Origin of the sequence: Curtobacterium sp. 22159 (assembly GCF_052045775.1) — a bacterium.
In the GTDB taxonomy this organism is placed as follows: Bacteria; Actinomycetota; Actinomycetes; order Actinomycetales; family Microbacteriaceae; genus Curtobacterium.
Map to the genome: position 1 here is coordinate 1 of NZ_JBQEPN010000001.1, position 21983 is coordinate 21983.

21 protein-coding genes, 3 tRNA genes and 1 pseudogene are annotated in these 21983 nt (G+C 71.0%); 19 read left to right on the top strand and 6 right to left on the bottom strand.

The genetic code is table 11. From position 1 onward, the window contains the following. Positions 1–346 (top strand): aldo/keto reductase (locus tag ACTJKO_RS00005; protein WP_440684383.1); only part of this gene is annotated, 346 nt, incomplete at its 5' end. Between the two features lie 169 nt (positions 347–515). Here ACTJKO_RS00005 and ACTJKO_RS00010 read toward each other — a convergent pair. From ACTJKO_RS00010 to ACTJKO_RS00020, 3 genes are all read right to left on the bottom strand, one after another. Next, positions 516–588 (bottom strand) — tRNA-Phe (locus tag ACTJKO_RS00010). 1 nt (position 589) lies between these two features. After that, positions 590–666: transfer RNA gene (locus ACTJKO_RS00015), tRNA-Asp, on the bottom strand. Between the two features lie 51 nt (positions 667–717). Further along, positions 718–790: transfer RNA gene (locus tag ACTJKO_RS00020), tRNA-Glu, on the bottom strand. Positions 791–1089: 299 nt separating this feature from the next. Between ACTJKO_RS00020 and ACTJKO_RS00025 the strand changes: the two genes are divergently transcribed. Continuing rightward, on the top strand, positions 1090–2355 hold the full coding sequence (locus ACTJKO_RS00025) for a M23 family metallopeptidase (protein ID WP_440684385.1): 1266 nt from the start codon (positions 1090–1092) through the stop codon (positions 2353–2355). Between the two features lie 31 nt (positions 2356–2386). After that, positions 2387–3829, top strand: coding sequence for an NlpC/P60 family protein (locus ACTJKO_RS00030; protein ID WP_440684387.1), 1443 nt, complete (start codon positions 2387–2389; stop codon positions 3827–3829). A gap of 129 nt (positions 3830–3958) precedes the next feature. On the opposite strand, the gene ACTJKO_RS00035 is transcribed toward ACTJKO_RS00030, so the two are convergent. Beyond that, a complete protein-coding gene (locus tag ACTJKO_RS00035; RefSeq protein ID WP_058724103.1) occupies positions 3959–4450 on the bottom strand; it encodes an inorganic diphosphatase in 492 nt (163 codons plus the stop codon). A 50-nt stretch (positions 4451–4500) separates the two neighbouring features. Between ACTJKO_RS00035 and tilS the strand changes: the two genes are divergently transcribed. From tilS to ACTJKO_RS00110, 15 genes are all read left to right on the top strand, one after another. Further along, positions 4501–5520 carry a tRNA lysidine(34) synthetase TilS gene (gene tilS, locus ACTJKO_RS00040; RefSeq protein ID WP_440684390.1) on the top strand — a complete coding sequence of 340 codons (1020 nt, stop codon included), beginning with the start codon at positions 4501–4503 and terminating at the stop codon, positions 5518–5520. A 9-nt stretch (positions 5521–5529) separates the two neighbouring features. Then, on the top strand, positions 5530–6081 hold the full coding sequence (gene hpt / locus ACTJKO_RS00045; RefSeq protein ID WP_440684392.1) for a hypoxanthine phosphoribosyltransferase: 552 nt from the start codon (positions 5530–5532) through the stop codon (positions 6079–6081). 103 nt (positions 6082–6184) lie between these two features. After that, positions 6185–8170 carry an ATP-dependent zinc metalloprotease FtsH gene (ftsH, locus tag ACTJKO_RS00050; protein ID WP_440684394.1) on the top strand — a complete coding sequence of 662 codons (1986 nt, stop codon included), beginning with the start codon at positions 6185–6187 and terminating at the stop codon, positions 8168–8170. Positions 8171–8176: 6 nt separating this feature from the next. Continuing rightward, positions 8177–9151 carry a dihydropteroate synthase gene (folP, locus tag ACTJKO_RS00055; RefSeq protein WP_440684396.1) on the top strand — a complete coding sequence of 325 codons (975 nt, stop codon included), beginning with the start codon at positions 8177–8179 and terminating at the stop codon, positions 9149–9151. Continuing rightward, the gene (folB, locus tag ACTJKO_RS00060; protein WP_440684398.1) at positions 9148–9546 is read left to right on the top strand and encodes a dihydroneopterin aldolase; all 399 of its coding nucleotides are present in this window, start codon (positions 9148–9150) and stop codon (positions 9544–9546) included. Before folP ends, folB begins: the two co-directional genes overlap by 4 nt. Then, complete coding sequence (folK, locus tag ACTJKO_RS00065; RefSeq protein ID WP_440684400.1) at positions 9543–10148, top strand: 2-amino-4-hydroxy-6-hydroxymethyldihydropteridine diphosphokinase; 606 nt, start codon at positions 9543–9545, stop codon at positions 10146–10148. The genes folB and folK overlap by 4 nt, the downstream gene beginning before the upstream one ends. Then, entirely contained in the window at positions 10145–10633 is a 489-nt protein-coding gene (locus ACTJKO_RS00070; protein ID WP_440684402.1) for a DUF3180 domain-containing protein, read from the top strand. The genes folK and ACTJKO_RS00070 overlap by 4 nt, the downstream gene beginning before the upstream one ends. 25 nt (positions 10634–10658) lie before the next feature. Next, positions 10659–11180 (top strand): PH domain-containing protein, encoded by a 522-nt coding sequence (locus ACTJKO_RS00075; RefSeq protein ID WP_440684404.1) that lies wholly within the window; start codon positions 10659–10661, stop codon positions 11178–11180. A 9-nt stretch (positions 11181–11189) separates the two neighbouring features. Beyond that, positions 11190–12953, top strand: coding sequence for a PH domain-containing protein (locus ACTJKO_RS00080; RefSeq protein WP_440684406.1), 1764 nt, complete (start codon positions 11190–11192; stop codon positions 12951–12953). Beyond that, positions 12950–13642 carry a Rossmann-like and DUF2520 domain-containing protein gene (locus tag ACTJKO_RS00085; protein ID WP_440684408.1) on the top strand — a complete coding sequence of 231 codons (693 nt, stop codon included), beginning with the start codon at positions 12950–12952 and terminating at the stop codon, positions 13640–13642. The genes ACTJKO_RS00080 and ACTJKO_RS00085 overlap by 4 nt, the downstream gene beginning before the upstream one ends. 57 nt (positions 13643–13699) lie before the next feature. Further along, entirely contained in the window at positions 13700–15214 is a 1515-nt protein-coding gene (gene lysS, locus ACTJKO_RS00090; RefSeq protein ID WP_440684410.1) for a lysine--tRNA ligase, read from the top strand. Between the two features lie 29 nt (positions 15215–15243). Then, a complete protein-coding gene (locus tag ACTJKO_RS00095; RefSeq protein WP_440684412.1) occupies positions 15244–15447 on the top strand; it encodes a hypothetical protein in 204 nt (67 codons plus the stop codon). Between the two features lie 55 nt (positions 15448–15502). Continuing rightward, entirely contained in the window at positions 15503–15736 is a 234-nt protein-coding gene (locus ACTJKO_RS00100) for a hypothetical protein (protein WP_440684414.1), read from the top strand. Between the two features lie 63 nt (positions 15737–15799). Next, positions 15800–15973, top strand: a complete 174-nt coding sequence (locus tag ACTJKO_RS00105) for a hypothetical protein (RefSeq protein WP_440684416.1) — start codon at positions 15800–15802, stop codon at positions 15971–15973. A 344-nt stretch (positions 15974–16317) separates the two neighbouring features. After that, positions 16318–17388, top strand: a complete 1071-nt coding sequence (locus ACTJKO_RS00110; RefSeq protein WP_440684418.1) for a sigma-70 family RNA polymerase sigma factor — start codon at positions 16318–16320, stop codon at positions 17386–17388. A 191-nt stretch (positions 17389–17579) separates the two neighbouring features. Here the strand turns inward: ACTJKO_RS00110 and ACTJKO_RS00115 are convergent, their stop codons facing one another. Then, entirely contained in the window at positions 17580–18527 is a 948-nt protein-coding gene (locus ACTJKO_RS00115) for a transporter (protein WP_440684420.1), read from the bottom strand. A 60-nt stretch (positions 18528–18587) separates the two neighbouring features. Then, the gene (locus ACTJKO_RS00120) at positions 18588–19520 is read right to left on the bottom strand and encodes an NAD(+)/NADH kinase (protein WP_440684421.1); all 933 of its coding nucleotides are present in this window, start codon (positions 19518–19520) and stop codon (positions 18588–18590) included. Positions 19521–19675: 155 nt separating this feature from the next. On the opposite strand from ACTJKO_RS00120, the pseudogene ACTJKO_RS00125 reads away from it, so the two are divergent. After that, positions 19676–21955 (top strand): annotated as a pseudogene (locus ACTJKO_RS00125) (ATP-dependent Clp protease ATP-binding subunit); the annotation flags it as partial. Positions 21956–21983: the final 28 nt, after the last annotated feature.

Sequence of the window (21983 nt, forward strand, 5' to 3'; positions counted from 1 at the left end):
GCTCCCCGAGGGCTCGCGCGCCACGGACGACAAGGGCGGGGCGAAGATGATCGAGCGCTTCATGAACGACGAGGTGCTCACCGCCGTGCAGGACCTGAAGCCGATCACGGACGAGCTGAGCCTGTCGATGGCGCAGCTCGCGGTGGCATGGGTGCTGCAGAACGAGAACGTCGCCTCGGCGATCATCGGGGCGTCCCGGCCGGACCAGGTCCGCGACAACGCCGGTGCCGCCGGCGTCCGGATCCCGGACGAGCTCATGTCCCGCATCGACGACGCACTCGGCTCGGTCGTGGAGCGCGACCCGGCCAAGACGCACGCCAGCAGCCCGAAGACCCGCGAGGCCTGAACGCCGGATCGAACCACGATACCGACGTCGAACCAGCCGCGCGGCCCGGTTCGACGTCGGGAACGTGGTTCGATCGCGGAACGCACGAGCACGAACACGAGCACGCCCACCGAGCACGCCCGCCGGGCACGCAAAAGAGCCCCTCACTCTCGTGAGGGGCTCTTCACCGTGGCTGGACACGGCATCGATCCGTGGACCTTTCGATTTTCAGTCGAACGCTCTACCAACTGAGCTATCCAGCCGTGGCGACCCTGACGGGACTTGAACCCGCGACCTCCGCCGTGACAGGGCGGCACGCTAACCAACTGCGCTACAGGGCCATATTGAATTGCATGTGGTGTCGCTCTGCTTGCTCGCTCACTCGCGTGGAGTGACCCCAACGGGATTCGAACCCGTGCTGCCGCCGTGAAAGGGCGGTGTCCTAGGCCACTAAACGATAGGGCCGCAAGCGGTGCTTCGCGCTACCGATGGACAAGCATACGGATGCCCTGCGGGTTTCACAAATCGAGGGCCGCCACGCGTGCACCCCCGGCGTGTCGCACTCCCGACCCGGGCGGCCGGGACTTCACTCACCGTGGGGCTCCAGGCCCCGATTCGTGCTGTCGGTGCTCGGGTGCGAGCATCGTCGTCGGCCCGTGCCCCTCGTGCGAGGGGTATGCGGGTGCGACACCTGTTGTTACTGTTGCGTCTGTTAACAGTGTTACGTGCGTGAGCCTTGCCGCGCTGTTACGAAATCGAGATACATGTCGACCTCACCATCGCTGTCACTCCGTCACCGCAGCCGCGTCATCGCCGCCGCGGTCGCCGTCGTGCTCACCGCCGGCACCATCGCGGCGGTGGCTCCCGCCACGTCGGCGAGTGCGGCCGCGTACCCGAGCTGGTCCGACGTCCAGAAGGCGAAGGCCTCGAAGTCGGCCCAGCAGGCCAAGGTCACCCAGATCAAGGGGCTCATCGCGGACCTCACTGAGAAGGCGGACGCGGCGGAGAAGTCGTCCGAGGCAGCCGGTGCCGCCTACCAGACGGCCCAGACGAAGTACGACGACGCGACGCTCAAGCAGCAGAAGCTGCAGTCGCAGGCCGACGCCGCCGAGAAGACCGCCGCCGCGTCCGAGGCGCAGGCCGGCCAGCTCGCCGCGCAGCTCGGACGCGCGAGCGCGAACGACGTGACCACCGACATCCTCACGCACCCGTCGAAGTCCGGCGACCTGCTGTACGAGCTCGGCGCGATGTCGAAGCTCAGCGAGCAGGCCGACGGCATCTACTCCCAGGCAACGCAGGACCGGGGTGTCGCCCAGGGCCTCGCCGACAAGGCGAAGGTGGCCGAGTCCGCGCTCGGCGCGCTCGCGACCGCCGCGCAGCAGAAGATGCAGGCGGCACAGCAGGCCGCGGAGAGCGCCCAGTCGGCCGTCGACGCGCAGGCCGAGAACAAGGCCCGGCTCGAGGCCCAGCTCACCCTCCTCACGACGAACGCGTCGGACGTCGAGGCGCGCTACAACAAGGGCGTCGAGGTCGAGAAGGCACGGCAGGCGGCCCTCGCCCGGGCAGCTGCCCGGGCTGCGGCGGCCCAGCCCGGCGGCGCGGGTGGCGGTGCCCCGAACTCCTCCGGCTGGGTCCGTCCCACCGGCGGGTACCAGACGAGCCCCTACGGCTACCGGCTCGACCCGTACACGAAGAACTACGCGTTGCACGCCGGCGTCGACCTCGCTCCCGGCTGCTACTCGCCGATCTACGCGGCGGCGTCCGGGACGGTCACGTTCGCGGCGAACGGCGGCGGCTACGGCAACGAGGTCATCATCGACAACGGCGGTGGGATCTCCACCGCCTACGGCCACATCGTCGACGGGGGCACCCTCGTGTCGGCCGGACAGCACGTGTCCGCCGGCCAGCAGATCGCCAAGGTCGGTTCGACCGGGTGGTCGACCGGGTGCCACCTCCACTTCGAGACCCGGGTCAACGGCGCCGCCGTCGACCCGGTCCCCTTCATGGCAGCGCGGGGGATCTCGGTATGACCAAGTGCGCGCCTGAAAGGCCCGTGTCCTCGTGAAGCACTCCGCTCGCACCCTCTCCTGCGGCATCGCGGTGATGGCCGTCCTCGGGATCGGTCTCTCCGTCGTGGTCGCCGGCCCTGCCCAGGCGGCGCCGTCGGCCCCGAGCTGGGACGACGTGCGAGCGGCGAAGGCCGACACGGCCCGCGCACAGTCCACCGTCGACGAGCTGAGCACCCGGCTGCAGTCGCTCCAGGACGCTGCCGACAGCGCGTCGGTCTCCGAGATGCAGGCGGCGCAGACGTACGCGCTCGCCTCGTCGCAGCAGCAGGAGGCACAGTCCACGCTCGACGACCTCGGCGCCCAGGCGAAGCGGGCGAAGGCCGAGGCGAAGGACTCCGCGCGGCAGGTGGCCGGGCTCGTGGTGGAGCTGTCCCGTACGGGTGGCGGAGACCTCTCGACCGCGATGCTCATCGACGCGAAGGACTCGAAGGACCTGCTCTACCGCGTCGGGACGATGACGCACCTGTCCGAGCGGTCGGCCACGGCGCTCGCCCGGGCCCAGGCGGACCAGAACACCGTCGACGCGATCACCGCGCAGCAGTCCGCGGCGACGAAGGCCCTCGCGAAGGCCACGGACGCCACGAAGCAGGCCCTCGACGACGCCAACGCCACGGCGGCGTCCGCACAGACCCGCCTGCAGAAGGAGCAGGACCAGCAGGACGAGGTCCTCCAGCAGCTCGCGTACCTGAAGGGCACGAGCGTCGCGACCGAGACCGCCTACTGGACCGCGCAGCAGGCGAAGCAGGCCGAGGCGCAGCTCCCGACGGAGACCGCGACGAACGCGGGCGGCGGGAGCGCGGCCGACGGCAGCGGGAGCGGCACGGCCACGGCGCCGACCGGTGGTGGCACGGGCACGGCGCCGACCGGTGGCGGCTCGGGCGGCGGCACGCAGCCGAGCACCCCGTCGAAGCCCAGCACGCCCAGCACCCCCTCGAAGCCCAGCACCCCCTCGAAGCCCAGCACCCCGTCGAAGCCGAGCACCCCGGTGACGACCCCGACGCAGCCGAGCCAGCCGGTGACGCCGACGCAACCGAGCAGCCCCTCGAAGGCTGCCGGCGCGATCGCCTACGCGCGGGCACAGCTCGGCAAGCCCTACGTGCTCGGCGGTGCCGGCCCGAACAACTGGGACTGCTCGGGCCTCGTGATGATGGCCTACAGCTCGCAGGGCATCGCGACCGGCGGCCACAACGTCGTCTGGCAGTACAACCACTTCGCCGCGATCGGTCGCCTCGTCCCGCTCTCGCAGCGGCAGCCCGGGGACATCCTCTTCTACTCGTCGAACGGAACCGCGTCGGGCGGTTACCACGACTCGATCTACACCGGCAACGGGATGATGGTCGAGGCCGCACGCCCCGGAGTCGGCGTCGTCGAGCGCGCCGTGTGGACGCCGAGCCAGCTCCTGCCGTACGTCGCCCGTCCGAGCGGTTCGCTGTAGCGCCCCCGCGGCTCGCGGTCCCGCCGCACCGCACCCGCGAACGAACGACGCGCCCCGTCAGGACGGGGCGCGTCGTTCGTCACGCGGCGCGGACGCCGGTCGCGGCGCACGAGCGCCGGAAGCGACGTGTCAGTGACCGGCGGGCACGTAGGCCTGCTGACCGGCCTGCACGATGGCCTCGGCCTCGGCGGCGTCGCCCCAGCCCTCGGCCTTGACCCACTTGTTCGGCTCGAGGTCCTTGTAGCGCTCGAAGAAGTGCGCGATCTCGGCCTTCGTCTGCTCGTCGACGTCCGAGATGTCCTGGATGTGCTGCCAGCGCGGGTCCTTCGCCGGGACCACGAGCACCTTCGCGTCGTTGCCGGCCTCGTCGCTCATCTTGAAGACGCCGACGGGGCGGACCTTCACGCCGACGCCCGGGAACACCGGGTACTCGAGCAGCAGGAGCGCGTCCACGGGGTCGCCGTCGTCGGCGAGGGTGTTCTCGAAGAACCCGTAGTCGGTCGGGTAGACGAACGAGGTGAACAGCACGCGGTCGAGGTACACGCGACCGGTCTCGTGGTCGACCTCGTACTTGTTGCGGCTGCCCTTGGGGATCTCGACGACGACGTCGTACGCGGCCATGTTGCGCTCCTGGTCTCTCGGCGGTTGGAAAGCGCGGCTAACGTTACCGGGTGAACTCTCCGCGTCCCCGGTTGGACCCCGCCGTCGCGGCGACCCGGCTGGCCGTCCGCACCCTGCTCGCCGAGGCGCTCGACACCCGGGTGGTGCGCCCGGGTGACCTCGTGCTGGTCGCGCTGAGCGGCGGACCGGACTCGCTCGCCCTGGCGGCCGCGACCGCGTTCGAGGCGACCAAGCAGGACCTCCGGGCGGGCGCGGTGGTCGTCGACCACGCGCTCCAGGCGGGCTCCGAGGCGGTGGCGGCCCGCGCCTCCCGGCAGGCGGAGCAGCTGGGACTCGCACCCGTGGCCGTGCGTCGGGTCGCGGTCGGGTCCGACGGTGGTCCCGAAGCGGCGGCTCGGGAGGCGCGGCACGCGTCGATCGCGACCGTCGCCGCCGAGACGGGGTCGCCCCTGGTCCTGTTCGGGCACACCCTCGACGACCAGGCCGAGACGGTGCTCCTCGGGCTCGCCCGGGGGAGCGGGCCGGACGCCCTGTCCGGCATGGCGGCCCTCGCGGTGCGGACGGACGGGCCGGCCTACGGCCGACCGCTGCTCGGGCTGCGCCGCCACGTGACGCGGCAGGCGTGCGCCGCCGCCGGGCTCGCCCCGTGGGACGACCCGCAGAACGACGACCCGGCCTTCGCGCGGGTGCGAGTCCGCACCAGCCTCATGCCGGCGCTCGAGCGGGAGCTCGGACCCGGGGTGCCCGAGGCCCTCGCGCGCACGGCGGACCAGCTCCGCGAGGACTCCGCAGCGCTCGACCACTTCGCCGAGGAGATGGCGGAGGACCTCGCCGAGCACTCGGAGGCCGGCATCTCGCTGTCCGTCCGGGAGCTCGCGGCCAACCCGCCGGCGCTCCGGCAGCGACTCGTGCGGCTCGCGGTGGAGAGCGAGTTCGGGGTCACGCTGTCCCGGGTGCAGACGCTCGAGGTGTGCCGGCTCGTCACCGACTGGAGCGGCCAGGGACCGATCGACCTGCCGGGCGTCCGGGCCTCGCGGTCCGGGGACCGGCTCGCGTTCAGCGCCGGTTAGTCTGTGGTGGTGGAACTCTCCGACGTCCAGGCAGACCTGTCCGAAGTGCTCTTCACCCCCGAGCAGATCGACGAGAAGCTCGCCGAGATCGCCGCGGTGGTCGACGCCGACTACGCGGGACGCGATCCGCTCCTCGTCGGCGTGCTCAAGGGGGCGGTCATGGTGATGGCCGACTTCTCGCGCCACCTCAAGATGCAGGCCCGCATGGACTGGATGGCCGTGTCGTCCTACGGCTCCGGCACGAAGTCGTCCGGCGTGGTGCGCATCCTCAAGGACCTCGACACCGACCTGCACGGCCGCGACGTCATCATCGTCGAGGACATCATCGACTCCGGGCTGACGCTGTCCTGGCTCAAGCAGAACCTCGAGTCCCGCGGGGCCGCGAGCGTCGAGATCGTCGCACTGCTGCGCAAGCCCGAGGCCGCCAAGGTCGAGGTGGACGTGAAGTACGTGGGCTTCGACATCCCGGACGCGTTCGTGGTCGGGTACGGCCTGGACTACGACGAGCGCTACCGCAACCTGCGCGGTGTGGGCGTGCTCGCCCCGCACGTCTACTCGTAGTTCGCCCGCAGAGGACACCCATTCTCGCCACAGAATCGCGGCCGTATGCTGATCTGCACGCAACTTCGGCAGAGAAAGGTGTCGGGCGCTCTGCCCGGATCACATGGACTTCAAGCGCATCCTCCGCGGGCCGTACATCTACATCTTGATCGCGCTCGTGGGGATCTGGATCGGCTGGGCGGTGATCAGCCAGTCCGGCACGCAGCAGATCGACACGCAGAAGGGCCTCGAGCAGCTCTCCGACGACAAGGTCTCCTACGCGGTCGTCAACTCCACGGAACAGCGGGTCGACCTCACGCTGAAGGACGGCGGCGCGCACGAGCAGTTCTACTACTCGACGCCGCGCGGTGACGAGGTCATCAAGGCCGTCAACGACGCCAACCTGCCGAAGGGCTACAACGACACCGTCCAGCAGTCGAACTGGTTCATGTCGCTGCTCGGCATCATCCTGCCGTTCCTGCTGATCGGCGCCGTGTTCTGGTTCCTGCTGTCGAGCGCGCAGGGCGGCGGCTCGAAGGTGATGCAGTTCGGCAAGTCCCGCGCGAAGATGAACAACAAGGAGAACCCGCAGGTCTCCTTCGCGGACGTCGCCGGCGCGGACGAGGCGATCGAGGAGCTCCAGGAGATCAAGGAGTTCCTCAAGGAGCCCGCGAAGTTCCAGGCCGTCGGCGCGAAGATCCCGAAGGGCGTGCTGCTCTACGGCCCTCCCGGCACCGGCAAGACGCTGCTCGCCCGCGCGGTCGCCGGCGAGGCGGGTGTGCCGTTCTACTCGATCTCCGGTTCGGACTTCGTCGAGATGTTCGTCGGTGTCGGTGCGAGCCGCGTCCGTGACCTGTTCGACCAGGCGAAGCAGAACTCGCCCGCCATCGTCTTCATCGACGAGATCGACGCCGTCGGTCGTCACCGTGGCGCCGGCATCGGTGGCGGCAACGACGAGCGCGAGCAGACGCTCAACCAGCTGCTGGTCGAGATGGACGGCTTCGACGGCAAGACGAACGTCATCCTGATCGCGGCGACGAACCGTCCGGACGTGCTCGACCCGGCGCTCCTCCGCCCGGGCCGCTTCGACCGGCAGATCGGCGTGGACGCCCCGAGCCTCGACGGCCGCAAGCGCATCCTCGAGGTGCACGCGAAGGGCAAGCCGCTGGCGGCCAGCGTCGACCTCGACCTCCTCGCCCGCAAGACGCCCGGCTTCACGGGTGCCGACCTCGCCAACGTCCTGAACGAGGCCGCCCTGCTGACGGCCCGCTCGAACGCGCAGCTCATCGACAACCGCGCCCTCGACGAGGCGGTCGACCGCGTGATGGCCGGTCCGCAGCGTCGCACCCGGATCATGTCCGACCAGGAGCGCCTCATCACGGCCTACCACGAGGGCGGTCACGCCCTCGCGGCCGCAGCGATGCGCCACACCGACCCGGTGACGAAGATCACGATCCTGCCCCGCGGCCGCGCCCTCGGCTACACGATGGTGCTCCCGCTGGAGGACAAGTACTCCGTCACCCGCAACGAACTGCTCGACCAGCTGACCTACGCCATGGGTGGCCGCGTCGCCGAGGAGATCGTCTTCCACGACCCGACCACGGGTGCGTCGAACGACATCGAGAAGGCCACGGGCACCGCGCGCAAGATGGTCACCGAGTACGGCATGAGCCGTGCGGTCGGTTCGGTGAAGCTCGGCTCGGGTTCGAGCGAGCCGTTCGTCGGCCGTGACATGGGCGGCGGCTCCGGACGCGACTACTCGGAGAACATCGCCGAGACGGTCGACGCCGAGACGCGCGCACTGCTCGAGGCCGCGCACGACGAGGCCTACCAGGTGCTCAACGACAACCGCGACATCCTCGACCGGCTCGCCGGCGAGCTCCTCGAGAAGGAGACGCTCGACGCGCCGGAACTCGTCGAGATCTTCAAGGACGTCCGCAAGCTGCCGGAGCGCCCGCAGTGGCTCTCGAGCGACAAGCGACCGGTCAGCAACCTGCCCGCGATCGAGGTGCCCGGCAAGGCCGCGTCCACCGCGTCCGAGCAGCCCGACCACGAGTCCTCGAAGCCCCGTCGCCGTCCGTTCGGCAACCCGGGTATCGCCCCCGCGTAGGCCGGCATGACCGACCTGCCGACGAGGCGGTCGCGTCGGCTCGCCGAGGTGAGCCGGGCGCGGGCAGCCGCAGCCGAACCGCCGACGGTCGCGATCGACCTCCGGGCACCCGCGCCGGTGCCGGAGATCGTGACCGGTCGCCGGCGGGACCGCGAGCGTGGGACCCCCACGGGCGAGCGCACCCGGGTGATGGGCATCCTCAACGTCACGCCGGACTCGTTCAGTGACGGCGGACTCCACGAGGCGTACGACGCGGCGGTGGCGCACGCGCGGGAGCTCGTCGCCGCGGGGGCCGACCTCGTCGACGTCGGTGGCGAGTCCACGCGGCCGGGTGCCGAGCGCGTCCCGGTGGAGGTCGAGCAGCGGCGGGTCCTCCCCGTCGTGCAGCAGCTGGTCGCCGAGGGCATCGCGGTGAGCATCGACACGATGAACGCGTCCACGGCCGAGCGTGCGGTCGAGCTCGGCGCCGCGATCGTGAACGACGTGTCCGGTGGTCTCGCCGACCCGGACATGGTGGGCGTCGTGCGCGACTCGGGCTCGGGCTTCGTGGTGATGCACTGGCGCGGCCACAGCGACCGGATGTACCGGAACGCCGAGTACGCGCACGCGGTGGACGAGGTCCGGCGCGAGGTCGAGATGCGCGTCGCGGAGCTCATCGTGCTCGGGGTGCGTGAGGAACAGATCGTGATCGACCCGGGCTTGGGGTTCGCCAAGCAGGGCGCGCAGAACTGGGAGATCCTGGCCGGCTACGAGCGGTTCGCGTCGATCGGGCTCCCGGTGCTCGTCGCGGCCTCCCGGAAGCGGTTCCTCGACGGTGTCGGCAGCGCTGCCGGTGCCGCCCCGGAGGACCGTGACCTCGCCACCGCCGCCATCAGCCTGCTCGCTGCCGAACGCGGCGCGTGGGGAGTACGTGTGCACGATCCGGCTCCCACCCGTGCCGTGCTCGACGTCTGGGACGCCTGGAGGGCAGCTCGATCGTGAGGGACACCATCCGTCTGACCGGGGTCCGTGCTCGCGGCCACCACGGCGTCTTCGACCACGAGCGCGCCGACGGGCAGGACTTCGTCGTCGACGTCGCCGTCGAGGTGGACGCCCGCGCCGCCTCGGGCAGCGACGACCTCGACGAGACCGTGCACTACGGGGTGCTCGCGGAGCAGGTCGTCGCGGAGATCGAACGCGACCCCGTGGACCTCATCGAGACGCTCGCCGAGCGGATCGCCGCAGCGGTGCTCACCCACCGGGCGGCGCTCGCGACGGAGGTCACGGTGCACAAGCCGCAGGCGCCCATCACGGTGCCGTTCTCCGACGTCTCGATCACGATCCGGCGCAGTCGCGGCGCGGTCGGGCCGGACGCACGCGACGAGGAAGAAGAGTGAGCCGCGCCGTCATCGCCCTGGGTGCCAACCTCGGTGACCGGGGGAGCGCCCTGCGTGCCGCCGCGGCCGCGATCGCCGCGCTGCCCGGGGTCGAGCCGGTGGCCTCCAGCCACGAGGTCGAGTCGGTCGCCGTCACGCTCGACGGCCCGGACACGACGAAGCCGCGGTACCGGAACGCCGTCGTGGTCGTCGACACCGAACTCGAGCCGCAGGAGCTCCTCGACGTCCTGCACGGGATCGAGGACTCCCACGGTCGCACGCGGGAGGTCCGCTGGGGGGACCGGACGCTCGACCTCGACCTCATCGCGTACGACGAGCGGTCCCTCGACACCCCCACGCTGACGGTGCCGCACCCGCGCGCCGGCGACCGGGCGTTCGTGCTCGCGCCGTGGCTCGACGCGGACCCCGACGCCGTGCTGCCGGGTGCCGGTCCGGTGGCCGCGCTGCTGGCCACACTCGGCGACGACACCGAGCGCGTCGACGAGCCGCGCCTCTTCGACGAGCCGGGCCACCCCGATGAGCCGCGCAGCTCCGACGAGCCGACCCGCGCCTCCCGGTCCGGCACGCCGTCAGCCGACCGCGACACGCAGGTGCAGTCGTGAAGCCGACCCGCGCCTCCACCCTCCTCGGCGTCGCCGTCGTCGCTGCCGTGGCGGGCTTCGCACTCGACGCGGTCCTGGCCTCCCGTCAGGTGCCCACGCTGTTCCTCGCCACGCCGCTCGGTGTCACGCTGGCGCTCATCGGCATCGCGGACGTCCTCATGGCACGCCCCGTCCGGCGGCACGCGCGTGACGGAGCCGCCCGGCAGCGCCCGGTGGACCCGATGTACGCCACGCGGGTGGTCGTGCTCGCGAAGGCGTCGAGCATCTGCGGTGCGCTCTTCGGCGGCTTCGCCCTCGGACTGGTCCTGTACCTCCTGACCCGTTCCGTCCTCCCTTCGCTAGGCTCGATCCTGCCGAACGCCGTGGCGGTCGGGGGTGGGCTCGTGCTGACGGTCTGCGCACTCGTCGCCGAGCGCATGTGCGTCGCACCTCCGGGTGACGATGACGACGACCTCCCCCGGGGCGGCACGACGCAGGCGCACTGACCGACCCGACCGCAGGAGGCCCGCGATGCCGCGTGAACGACTCGACGAGCCCGGCCTCGGCCTGACGGGCACCACCTGGACCCGGGTGTCGCCGAAGCTCGTCTGGACGGAGCTCGTCACGACCGTCCTCGTCGGGGCGGTGGTGACGGCCGGCTGCGTCATCATCGGCGTCGTGAGCGGCGGCTTCACCGAGGGCGCCGGCATCGTCTGGTCCCTCATCGGCATCGCCGTCGGCATCGCGACGCTCGTCACCGCGATCCTCACCCCACGCCGCGTCCGGGCGATCGGGTACGCGCTCCGCGACGACGACCTCGTGCTGCGCCGCGGACTGATGTGGCAGCGCTTCACCGCGGTGCCGTACGGACGCATGCAGCTCGTGGACGTCAACCGCGGCCCCCTCGACCGCGTCCTCGGCATGAGCGAGCTGAAGTTCGTGACGGCCGCCGCATCGACCAACGTCCGGATCCCGGGCATCCCGTTCGCGGACGCCGACGACCTGCGCGACCGACTCGTCGAACTCGCCGAGTCCCGTCGCGCCGGACTCTAGGAGCGCATCGTGACGTTCCGACCCGGCCCTCCGCCACCGGCACCGCCGAGGCGGGGCAACGCGGCCGCCGCAGCCCCGCTCACGGACGGCGAGTGGCACCGCATGCACCCGCTGACGCCGTTGCTCAAGGGCGGCATCTTCCTCATCGTGATCCTCGGCTACGTGCTGAACAGCCTCCGCGACCAGCTCGTCGAGCTCTTCATCCCCGGGGGCGGCGGGCCGCAGGACGACGGCGACCCGGTGCGCTACGTGTACGAGCACGGCGTGGTCGGCTGGGTGCTGCTCGGCGTGGCGGTCGTCCTGCTCGTCCTGCTCGGCTTGTTCACCCTGTCCTGGCGGATGCACGAGTTCCGGGTCACCGGCGAGATCGTCGAGGTCCGCTCCGGCGTGGTGTTCCGGACGAACCGGAAGGCGCGGCTCGACCGGATCCAGGGCATCAACATCTCCCGCCCGCTCGTCCCGCGGATCTTCGGGACGGCGAAGCTCGAGATCGCCCAGGCCGGCAACGACGCGAACGTGCAGCTCGCGTACCTCGGGGTGCGGGCCGCGGACGACCTCCGGCAGCGCATCCTCGTGCTGGCCTCCGGCGCGAAGGAGGACGAGCGGCAGCACGACCCCGGACGCGCGTCGCACGGCGTGCTGCAGGACCGGGTCGACGAGATCTTCTCGCCCGAGCTCGACCCCGCGGCGGTGCGCGCCACCCGGATCGTGAAGGTCCACCCCGGTCGGCTGATCGCCTCGATGCTGCTCTCCGGCACGACCGTGTTCATCCTGCTCGCCGTCGCGGCGATGATCGTCAGCGTCGCCGTCACGGATGAGTACGGGATCCTCTTCGGTCTCTTCCCCGCCGTCGTCGGCGCCGGCGGCTACTACGTCCGGAAGTTCTCGCGGTCGCTGCAGTACACGATCGCCGAGACCCGCGACGGCATCCGGATCGGGTTCGGGCTCGTGTCCACCTCGAACGAGACGCTGCCGCCCGGGCGGATCCACGCCGTGAGTGTCGCGCAGCCCCTGCTCTGGCGGCCGTTCGGCTGGTGGGACGTGCGGATCAACCGCGCGACGAACGCGGGCAACGGCGCGTCGAACAACCAGCAGGTCTCCTCGATCGTCCTGCCCGTCGGGACCGCCGCGGACGTCCGCGAGGTCCTCGACATCATCCTCCCCGGCCTCGTCGGCACCGCTGTCGCCGGACCGTCGGCGTCCCGCGAGCAGCTCCGCGAGGGGTCGTCCGAGGCGGTGGACGTCGTCGACGACAGCCTCACCACCAGCGGTGACCGCGGCGGCTTCGTGCACTCGCCGGGGCGCGCGGCGTGGTTGCGACCGCTCTCGTTCCGCCGCAACGGGTACCGCTTCGTCGCGGGCGCCGTCCTGCTCCGGCTCGGCGCCGTCTGGCGGTCGCTGGTGATCGTCCCGCTGCCGCGGGTGCAGAGCGTCAAGGTGTCGCAGGGACCGGTCGAGCGTGCGCTGCGGCTCGCCTCCGTGCACGTGCAGACCGTGCAGGGGCCGGTGACCCCCCGGGTCGGCGCGCTCGACGCGCGCCACGCGCAGCAGCTGTGGTCGGACGTGGCCACCCGTGCCGTGGAGGCCGCCGCGGCCGACACCTCCCACCGGTGGCGCGAACGGGAGGCGCGGCCCGGCTCCGGCGCGCACGCCGCTGTCCCGCAGACGGCGGGGGGAGTGACGACCGACCGCGGTCCGCAGGCGGCGCCGTCGACCGGCACCGTGCCTCCCGGCCCGTGGGGCGACGTGCCGCCACCGGGAGCCGCACGGTGAGGGCGGGACGGCTGGGCGTCGGCGTCCTCGGCGCCGGACGCGTCGGACCGGTCCTCGGGGCAGCGCTCGCGAACGCCGAGCACGCCGTGGTCGGCGTCACCGCCGTGTCCGACGCGGGTAGAGACCGCGCCGAGGCGATGCTGCCGGGCGCACCCGTCCTCGAGACGCCGGACCTCGTCGAGCGGAGCGAGCTCGTGCTCCTCGCCGTGCCGGACGACCAGCTCGCCGACCTCGTGCAGGGCCTCGCGGACGCAGGGATCTGGCAACCTGGGCAGCTCGTCGTGCACACCAGCCCGGACCACGGCGTCGGCGTGCTGCGACCCGCGATGTCGGCCGGTGCGATCCCGCTCGCGATCCACCCGGCGATGGCGTTCACCGGCACGAGCGTCGACCTCGTCCGGCTGCGCGACGCCTACTGCGCCGTGACCGCGCCCGCGCCGGTGCTCCCCATCGCCCAGGCGCTCGTCGTCGAGATGGGTGCGGAGCCGTTCGTCGTCGCCGAGCAGGACCGGCCCGCGTACGCCGATGCCGTCCGTGCCGCGGTGAGCTTCTCCACCGCGATCGTCGACCAGTCGGCCGGCACCCTCGAGGGCATCGGCGTCGAGCACCCCGGCCGTGTGCTCGGTGCCCTGGTGCGCTCGGCGGTGGACAACGCGCTCGCGGCCGCCGACGGGCAGGCCACGCTGTAGGCGGGCGGCGCTGTACGATTTCCGGGACCCCCCCGACCCATCGGAGCCGCACCAGCAATGAGCGAAGCAACCGCCGCCGACGCCCAGTCCGCCGACATCGACGCCGCGGAGACCAGCGAGCAGCGACGGGTCCGGCTCGACAAGCGGGCGAAGCTCCTCGAACTGGGGATCGAGGCGTACCCGGCGGAGCTGCCGATCACCACCACGATCCCGGCCGTGCGGGAGCAGTACGCGCACCTCGCCACCGGTGAGGAGACGCAGGACGTCGTCGGCCTCGCGGGCCGGATCGTGTTCTCGCGGAACACCGGCAAGCTCTGCTTCGCCTCCCTGCAGTCCGGTGACGGCTCGCGCATCCAGGCGATGGTGTCGCTCGCCGAGGTCGGCGAGGAGTCCCTGGCGCGCTGGAAGGAGTTCGTCGACCTCGGCGACCACGTCTTCGTGCACGGTCGCGTCATCTCCTCCCGGCGCGGCGAGCTCTCGATCATGGTCGACGACTGGGCGATCGCGGCGAAGGCGATCCTGCCGCTGCCGAACCTCCACAACGAGCTCAACGAGGAGACGCGGGTACGCCAGCGCTACCTCGACCTCATCGTGCGGGAGGACGCGCGGGCGACCGTGCGCGCCCGTGCCGCGGTGATGGCCTCGCTGCGTCAGACCTTCGCGTCCCACGACTACCTCGAGGTCGAGACGCCGATGCTGCAGACCCAGCACGGCGGCGCCTCGGCCCGGCCCTTCGTCACGCACTCGAACGCGTTCGACACCGAGCTGTACCTCCGCATCGCGCCCGAGCTCTTCCTCAAGCGCGCCGTGGTCGGCGGGATCGACCGGGTGTTCGAGGTGAACCGGAACTTCCGGAACGAGGGTGCCGACTCGACCCACTCGCCCGAGTTCGCGATGCTCGAGGCGTACCAGGCGTACGGCGACTACGAGCAGATGGCCGACCTCACGCAGGAGCTCGTGCAGAACGCCGCGCGTGCCGTGACCGGCGGCTCGCTCGAGGTAACCTGGGCCGACGGGTCGACGTACGACCTCGGCGGCGAGTGGCCGCGCATCGACATGTACGGCTCGCTGTCCGAGGCGGCCGGGCGCGAGATCTCGCCGGAGACCCCGCTCGCTGAGCTGCAGGCGCTCGCCGCGGCCGAGGGCGTCGAGGTCGCCCACGCCACGCACGGCAAGTACGTGGAAGAGCTCTGGGAGCACTTCGTCATCGACTCCCTCGACCGGCCGACGTTCGTCATGAACTTCCCGGTCGACACCTCCCCGCTCACCCGGCAGCACCGCAGCCGCCCGGGCATCGTCGAGAAGTGGGACCTCTACGTCCGCGGGTTCGAGCTCGCGACGGCGTACTCCGAGCTCGTCGACCCGGTCGTGCAGCGCGAGCGGTTCGTCGAGCAGGCGCGGCTCGCGGCCGGTGGCGACCCGGAGGCGATGCGCGTCGACGAGGAGTTCCTGCGGGCGCTCGAGCACGCGATGCCGCCGTCGGGAGGCATGGGCATGGGCATCGACCGGCTGCTCATGGCGATCACGGGCCTCGGCATCCGCGAGACGATCCTGTTCCCGCTCGTCAAGTAGCTCTCCGCCGGGGGAGGTACGATGCTCCGGTGCCGCATGGAGTCGTGACCGGGATCATCTTCGCCCTGACGCCGACCGTCGTGGTCGGCCTCATCTTCTGGTTCGTGATGCGCGCCATCATGCGAGCGGACCGGACGGAGCGTGCCGTGTACGCCAAGGTCGAGGCCGAGGAGCGTGCCCGCTACGAGCGTGAGCACGGCGTCCCGGCGCCGGCCCCCGCCTCGGCGGAGTAGTCCCGGCCGGCCGCACGTCACCGGGTGTTCACCGCTCGGTGTGACCCTGTCGTGCATGCGTGCGACCCCCGAGCCCGGCGAACCGGGCGCTGACAGCCCTGTCGTCGCGGGCGCGGACGGTCCTGTCGCGGCGGGCGACGACGATGCGTCCGCCGCGGGCGCCGACCGCGTTCCGGACGACCTGTCCGACCTCGACCCCGAGGACGCGTTCGGGCACCGAGCGCTCGCCGATCCCACCCGCGACGACGACGTCTGGCCGGACGGCGACGAGGACGACATCGACGTCTGAGCGTCCGGACCCCGTCACCGGCCGTTCACCCGCGCGACGCGTGCCGGGGTGAGCATCGTCCGCATGTCCATCACGCAGATCATCACCGGCCGGAGCGCCGCCCTCGCGGGCCGTAGCAGCGTCTTCACCGGCCGCAGCCTCGTCGGCGACATCGAGAGCGAGTACGACGAGTTCGACCGCGACGCCGACCTCGAGGTCTCGAAGCGCCGCGAAGGGTGGCTCGAACCCTCCTGGTGACCCCCACTCGTTCCCGCTTCGGGGTACGACGGCCGGATCGATCCGATCCGGAACGCCGTACCCCTTTTTCGTGTCCGCTCGGCGCAGTGGAGCGGGGTACAGCGTCGGAAATCGACATGGATCGCCCGAACACCCGCGGAAACATCACGCGATCCCCTTGCTGAACGGTGCCTCGGGAGGCCAGACTGGCCCTGGGCATGTACCCCATGGGGGACGGTTCTGATGACGAAGCACGGAGAACCCTGGGAATCGATCGCATCGGTTTGTGGGGTACACCTCACGACCGCTTTACTCGTTCACACCCCCCAACGAGGCCATCACCGTCGAACGCAGGGAGAGTCACCATGACGATCGCAACCGCAGCACCGAAGACGACGACCACTGGCACCACCGCGCGCCGCAGCAAGAAGGCAGCAGCAGCGAAGACCCCGGTCACCGCGGTCGAGACCACCACGCTCGACACCGAGGTCGAGGCGGACGAGCAGCTCGCGGGTGTCCGCGGCGCCTCCGTCGACCAGGTCGGCGACTACCTGCGCCACATCGGCCGGCTGTCGCTCCTCACCGCGGAAGAAGAGGCGGAGATCGCCCGCCGCATCGAGGTCGGGCTCTTCGCGGAGGAGAAGCTCAACACCGAGAAGGGGCTCCCGAAGACCCTCCAGCGTGAGCTGCGCTGGCTCGTCCGTGACGGTGAGCGCGCGAAGGAGCGCATGATCACCTCGAACCTCCGCCTCGTCGTGAGCATCGCGAAGCGGTACTCGCAGCGCGGCCTGCCCTTCATGGACGTGATCCAGGAAGGCAACCTCGGCCTCGTCCGCGCGGTCGAGAAGTTCGACTTCACGCAGGGGTACAAGTTCTCCACCTACGCCACCTGGTGGATCCGCCAGGCGATCTCGCGCGGCCTCGCCGACAAGGCCCGCACGATCCGCATCCCGGTCCACACGGTCGAGCTGATCAACAAGATCTCCCGCACCGAGCGTGACCTGACGGTGGACCTCGGTCGTGCGCCCATGCCGGAGGAGGTCGCCGCCGAGCTCAGCATGAGCGTCGAGGAACTCGTCGACCTCAAGGGCCGTTCGCACGAGCCCGTCTCGATCCACACCGTGGTCGGCGACTCCGACGACAGCGAGCTCGGCGACTTCATCGAGGACGAGGACGCCGCGTCCCCGAACGAACTCACCGAGACGACGCTGCTGCACCGCGACATCCGCTCGATCGTCGCGGAGCTGCCGAGCGACGAGGCGAACGTGATCCGCATGCGGTACGGCCTCGACGACGACAAGCCGATGACGCTCGACGAGATCTCGAAGATCGTCCACACGACCCGCCAGGCGGTCAGCCGTGTGGAGTCCCGCGCGAAGCTCCGCCTGTTCGCCAAGGCGGTCTCGCAGGACATGCAGCTGTACCTGACCGACTGAGGTCAGCAGGCTTCGGCCCGGGCGTGAGCTCCGGCACGGGGAACCGGGCCGTCCTGTGGGAAGGCGGTCCGGTGGGGTGATGGGAAGGCCCGCTCAGGCATCTGCCTGAGCGGGCCGTTCACGTCCTGCCCATGCGCTGCGGACCGGGCAGGGCCGGAGTCCCCGTGCTCTGCGGACCGTGCAGGTCCGTCTCACCGCTGCCGGAGGAGTCCGATCGACCGGACCGCGATGACCCCGACGAGAGCGGTCGCCAGCGCCACGGCCACCCAGGCGAGCACGACGCCCGTCGTGCCGTACCCCGCCGCCGTGAGAGCCCGCACGCCGTACGTCGCGCTCGCCGCGGCCGTGAAGGTCATCGCCCAGAAGCCCACCGCGAACCCGGTCCGGAGGTACCGCCGGACGAGGAACACATGCGGCAGCAGGAACGCCACCATCGTGCCGACGAGCACGGTGTGCACGACCGACGGTTGACCGCCGGTGATCGTCCACCAGGCGTTGCCGGCGACGGCCGGAGGCGCCGACAGGATGGCGAGCGTGGGGAACAGGGGAGCCGGGAGTGCCGGCCCGGTGGACAGGCGCCCGAGCAGGACCGCCCCGATCAGGACCCAGAACAGGACGCCGACGGCGAAGTACCCCGTCGCCAGCGTGGTCTCGCCGATGACGCCGAACGCCTGCGCGGTGAGGAGCGACGCCGCGACGGTCGGCAGCAGGTAGCCGCCGTGCAGGGTCCCCGGCTCGCGGGGGACGGTCACGAGGGACGCGACGAACCATGCGCCGAACGCCGTCGAGACCACCGCGGCGGCCCAGACGCCGACCGCTCCGACGGTGGGGAGCCAGGACGCCAGGTGGGCGCTGAGCAGCGACGCGACCGCCGGGACGAGCGCGGCGAACGGCCCGAACACCGGGTGCCGGAGGTCTGCGCGGACGGCCGCGAGTCCGCCGGGGCGCCGGAGGTACCGGACGATCGTCACCACCCAGACCACTGCGGCGACGGCCCAGAGGACCTCGGCGACCCAATCGGGCGCGTGCAGTTCGGCGGCTGCGGCCGTCCAGGTGCCGGCGATGCCGGCCGTCCCGAACGCGATGCCGAAGGTGTTGAGAGCGAGTCGCGGTCTGACGAGACCGTCGGTGGTGGCCATGGGTGCCTCCTCGGGCGTGTGCCCCGGGCAACCAAACCACCTCAGGTGGTTATTCCCCGCTCACTCCTCGACCTCGCGCCCGAGCTTCTGGCGGAGATCCTGGGGGATGAGTTCGATGAGCTGGTCCGGACGAACCGGCAGGTCGAGGAGGCTGAGCTTCACCCGCCCCGTCCGGCCGTGCCGCTCGGCGTCGAGCCGCACCACGCTGCCCGCGTCCTTCCGGAGCCGGACGTCGAGCTGTGCCCCGGTCGCGACCTCGCCCACGACGAGCCCGTCCACCTCGAGCGCCGCACTCCGGGTGCCCTCGGCGATGTCGAACCGGTAGCGCTCCCGGGCGGCGAGCACCACCGCGCGGTCGATCCCCGCCATCGGCGCGACCGGGGTCACCACCGAGCCGGAGAGCGCGGGAGAGAGGACCGGACCGCCCGCCGCGTAGTTGTAGGCGGTCGACCCGGCCGGTGTCGCGGCGACGATGGCGTCCGCCCGGTAGTACCCGTACCCGAGGCCGCCCACGCTGAGGTCCGCCGAGACCTGCCCGGCACCCGGCCGACGCACGATGGTGAGGTCGTTGAACGCGAGGTAGTCCGTGCGCGCGCCGCTCCAGAACAGCCGTGCCTCGAGCGCGTGGTGCGGCTCGAGCTGGTAGTCGCCGGCGGAGAGCCGCTCCAGCGCGTTCTCGAGCTCCGGCGGCTCGATCTCGACGAGGAACCCGACGTTGCCGTAGTTCACGCCGAGCACCGGCACCGGACGCTTCGCCACGAGCCGCATCGCGCCGAGCATCGTGCCGTCCCCACCGAGCGCGACGACGAGGTCGACCCGGTCGGTGAACTCCTCCTCGGCGACGACATCGATGCTGCTCCCGAGCCGCTGCGCATCCGCACGTCGGGCGATGAGTTCGCCCCGCCCGGACGCGTTCCAGCGGCGCAGGGTGTCCACGGACTCCTGCACGTTCTTGGTCGGGTGGACGACGAGGCCGACGACGGGCTGCTCCATGCTCGGATGGTACCGATCGCACCCGGGACGCCCCCTGACGCAACGGGGTCACGCCCACGGCGAACAGGGGCAGACCACCAGGGGAGCGCTGGTTACTCTCGATGTACGTACCGGGCTTCCACGAGCCCGGCAAGGGAGAGCACATGTTCGAGAGATTCACCGACCGAGCCCGTCGGGTTGTCGTCCTCGCTCAAGAAGAAGCGAAGATGCTCAACCACAACTACATCGGCACCGAGCACATCCTCCTCGGCCTCATCCGCGAGGGCGAGGGCGTCGCCGCCCAGGTGCTCGTCAAGCTCGGCGCGGACCTCAACCGCGTCCGTCAGCAGGTCATCCAGCTCCTGTCCGGCTACCAGGGCAAGGAAGCGGTCGCCGTCGGCGGCGAGCAGCAGCAGAACGCGCAGCAGGGTTCGCAGGTCCTCGACCAGTTCGGTCGGAACCTCACCCAGGCCGCCCGCGACGCGAAGCTCGACCCGGTGATCGGGCGCGAGAAGGAGATGGAGCGGGTCATGCAGATCCTCTCCCGTCGCTCCAAGAACAACCCCGTCCTCATCGGTGAGCCGGGCGTCGGCAAGACCGCGGTCGTCGAGGGCCTCGCCCAGGCGATCGTCAAGGGCGACGTCCCCGAGACGCTGAAGGACAAGCAGCTCTACTCGCTCGACCTCGGGTCGCTCATCGCCGGGTCCCGCTACCGCGGTGACTTCGAGGAGCGCCTCAAGAAGGTCACGAAGGAGATCCGCACCCGCGGCGACATCATCGTCTTCATCGACGAGATCCACACGCTCGTCGGTGCCGGCGCTGCCGAGGGCGCGATCGACGCCGCGTCGATCCTCAAGCCGCTCCTCGCCCGCGGTGAGCTGCAGACCATCGGTGCCACGACGCTCGACGAGTACCGCAAGCACTTCGAGAAGGACGCCGCACTCGAGCGTCGCTTCCAGCCGGTGCAGGTCAACGAGCCGTCGCTGCCGCACGCGATCAACATCCTCAAGGGCCTCCGCGACAAGTACGAGGCGTTCCACAAGGTGTCCATCACCGACGGCGCGATCGTCGCCGCGGCGAACCTGGCCGACCGCTACGTGCAGGACCGCTTCCTGCCGGACAAGGCCATCGACCTGATCGACGAGGCCGGCGCACGCCTCCGCCTGTCGATCCTGTCGGCGCCGCCGGAGCTCCGCGAGTTCGACGAGAAGATCTCGACGGTCCGCGGGCAGAAGGAAGCCGCGATCGAGGAGCAGGACTTCGAGAAGGCGGCCAGCCTGCGCGACGAGGAGAAGAAGCTCCTCGGCGAGCGGCTCCGTCTCGAGAAGCAGTGGCGCGCGGGTGACGTCGCCGCGTCCGGCACCGTCGACGAGGGCATCATCGCCGAGGTCCTGGCGCAGGCCACGGGCATCCCGGTGTTCAAGCTCACCGAAGAGGAGACCTCGCGTCTCGTCTTCATGGAGAAGGCCCTGCACGAGCGCGTCATCGGTCAGGAGGAGGCCATCTCGGCCCTCTCGAAGACCATCCGCCGCACCCGTGCCGGCCTCAAGGACCCGAACCGCCCGTCGGGCTCGTTCATCTTCGCCGGCCCCACGGGCGTCGGGAAGACCGAGCTCGCCAAGGCGCTCGCCGAGTTCCTCTTCGACGACGAGGGCGCGCTGATCTCCCTCGACATGTCGGAGTTCGGCGAGAAGCACACCGTCTCGCGACTCTTCGGTGCCCCTCCCGGGTTCGTCGGGTTCGAGGAGGGCGGCCAGCTCACCGAGAAGGTGCGCCGCAAGCCGTTCTCCGTGGTCCTCTTCGACGAGATCGAGAAGGCCCACCCGGACATCTTCAACTCGCTGCTGCAGGTCCTCGAAGAGGGTCGCCTGACCGACGGTCAGGGCCGCGTCGTCGACTTCAAGAACACCGTCATCATCATGACCACGAACCTCGGTTCGCAGGGCATCGCCGGTGGCCCGGTGGGCTTCCAGGTCGAGGGTGACACCGGTGTCGGCTACGACCGGATGCGCGCGAAGGTGAACGAGGAGCTCAAGAAGCACTTCAAGCCGGAGTTCCTCAACCGCGTCGACGACACGATCGTGTTCCCGCAGCTCTCGCAGTCCGAGCTGCTGCAGATCGTGGACCTGTTCGTGAAGCGCCTGTCCGACCGCCTGCTCGACCGCGACATGACGGTGGAGCTCTCGCTCGCCGCCAAGGAGCAGCTCATCAAGGTCGGGTTCGACCCGGCACTCGGTGCACGCCCGCTCCGCCGCGCGATGCAGCACGAGGTCGAGGACCAGCTGTCCGAGCACATCCTGCAGGGTGAGCTCAACGCCGGCGACCACGTGAAGGTCGACTTCGCGGACGGCAAGTTCCAGTTCGAGACCGGGCGCCAGCCTGGACGCGAGGAGGTTCTCGCCGGAGCCGCAGCGGTCGACGCCGCGGACGCTCCGCAGGGCGAGATCGAGTCCTAGGACCCAGCCACCAGACAGACGGGAGGCG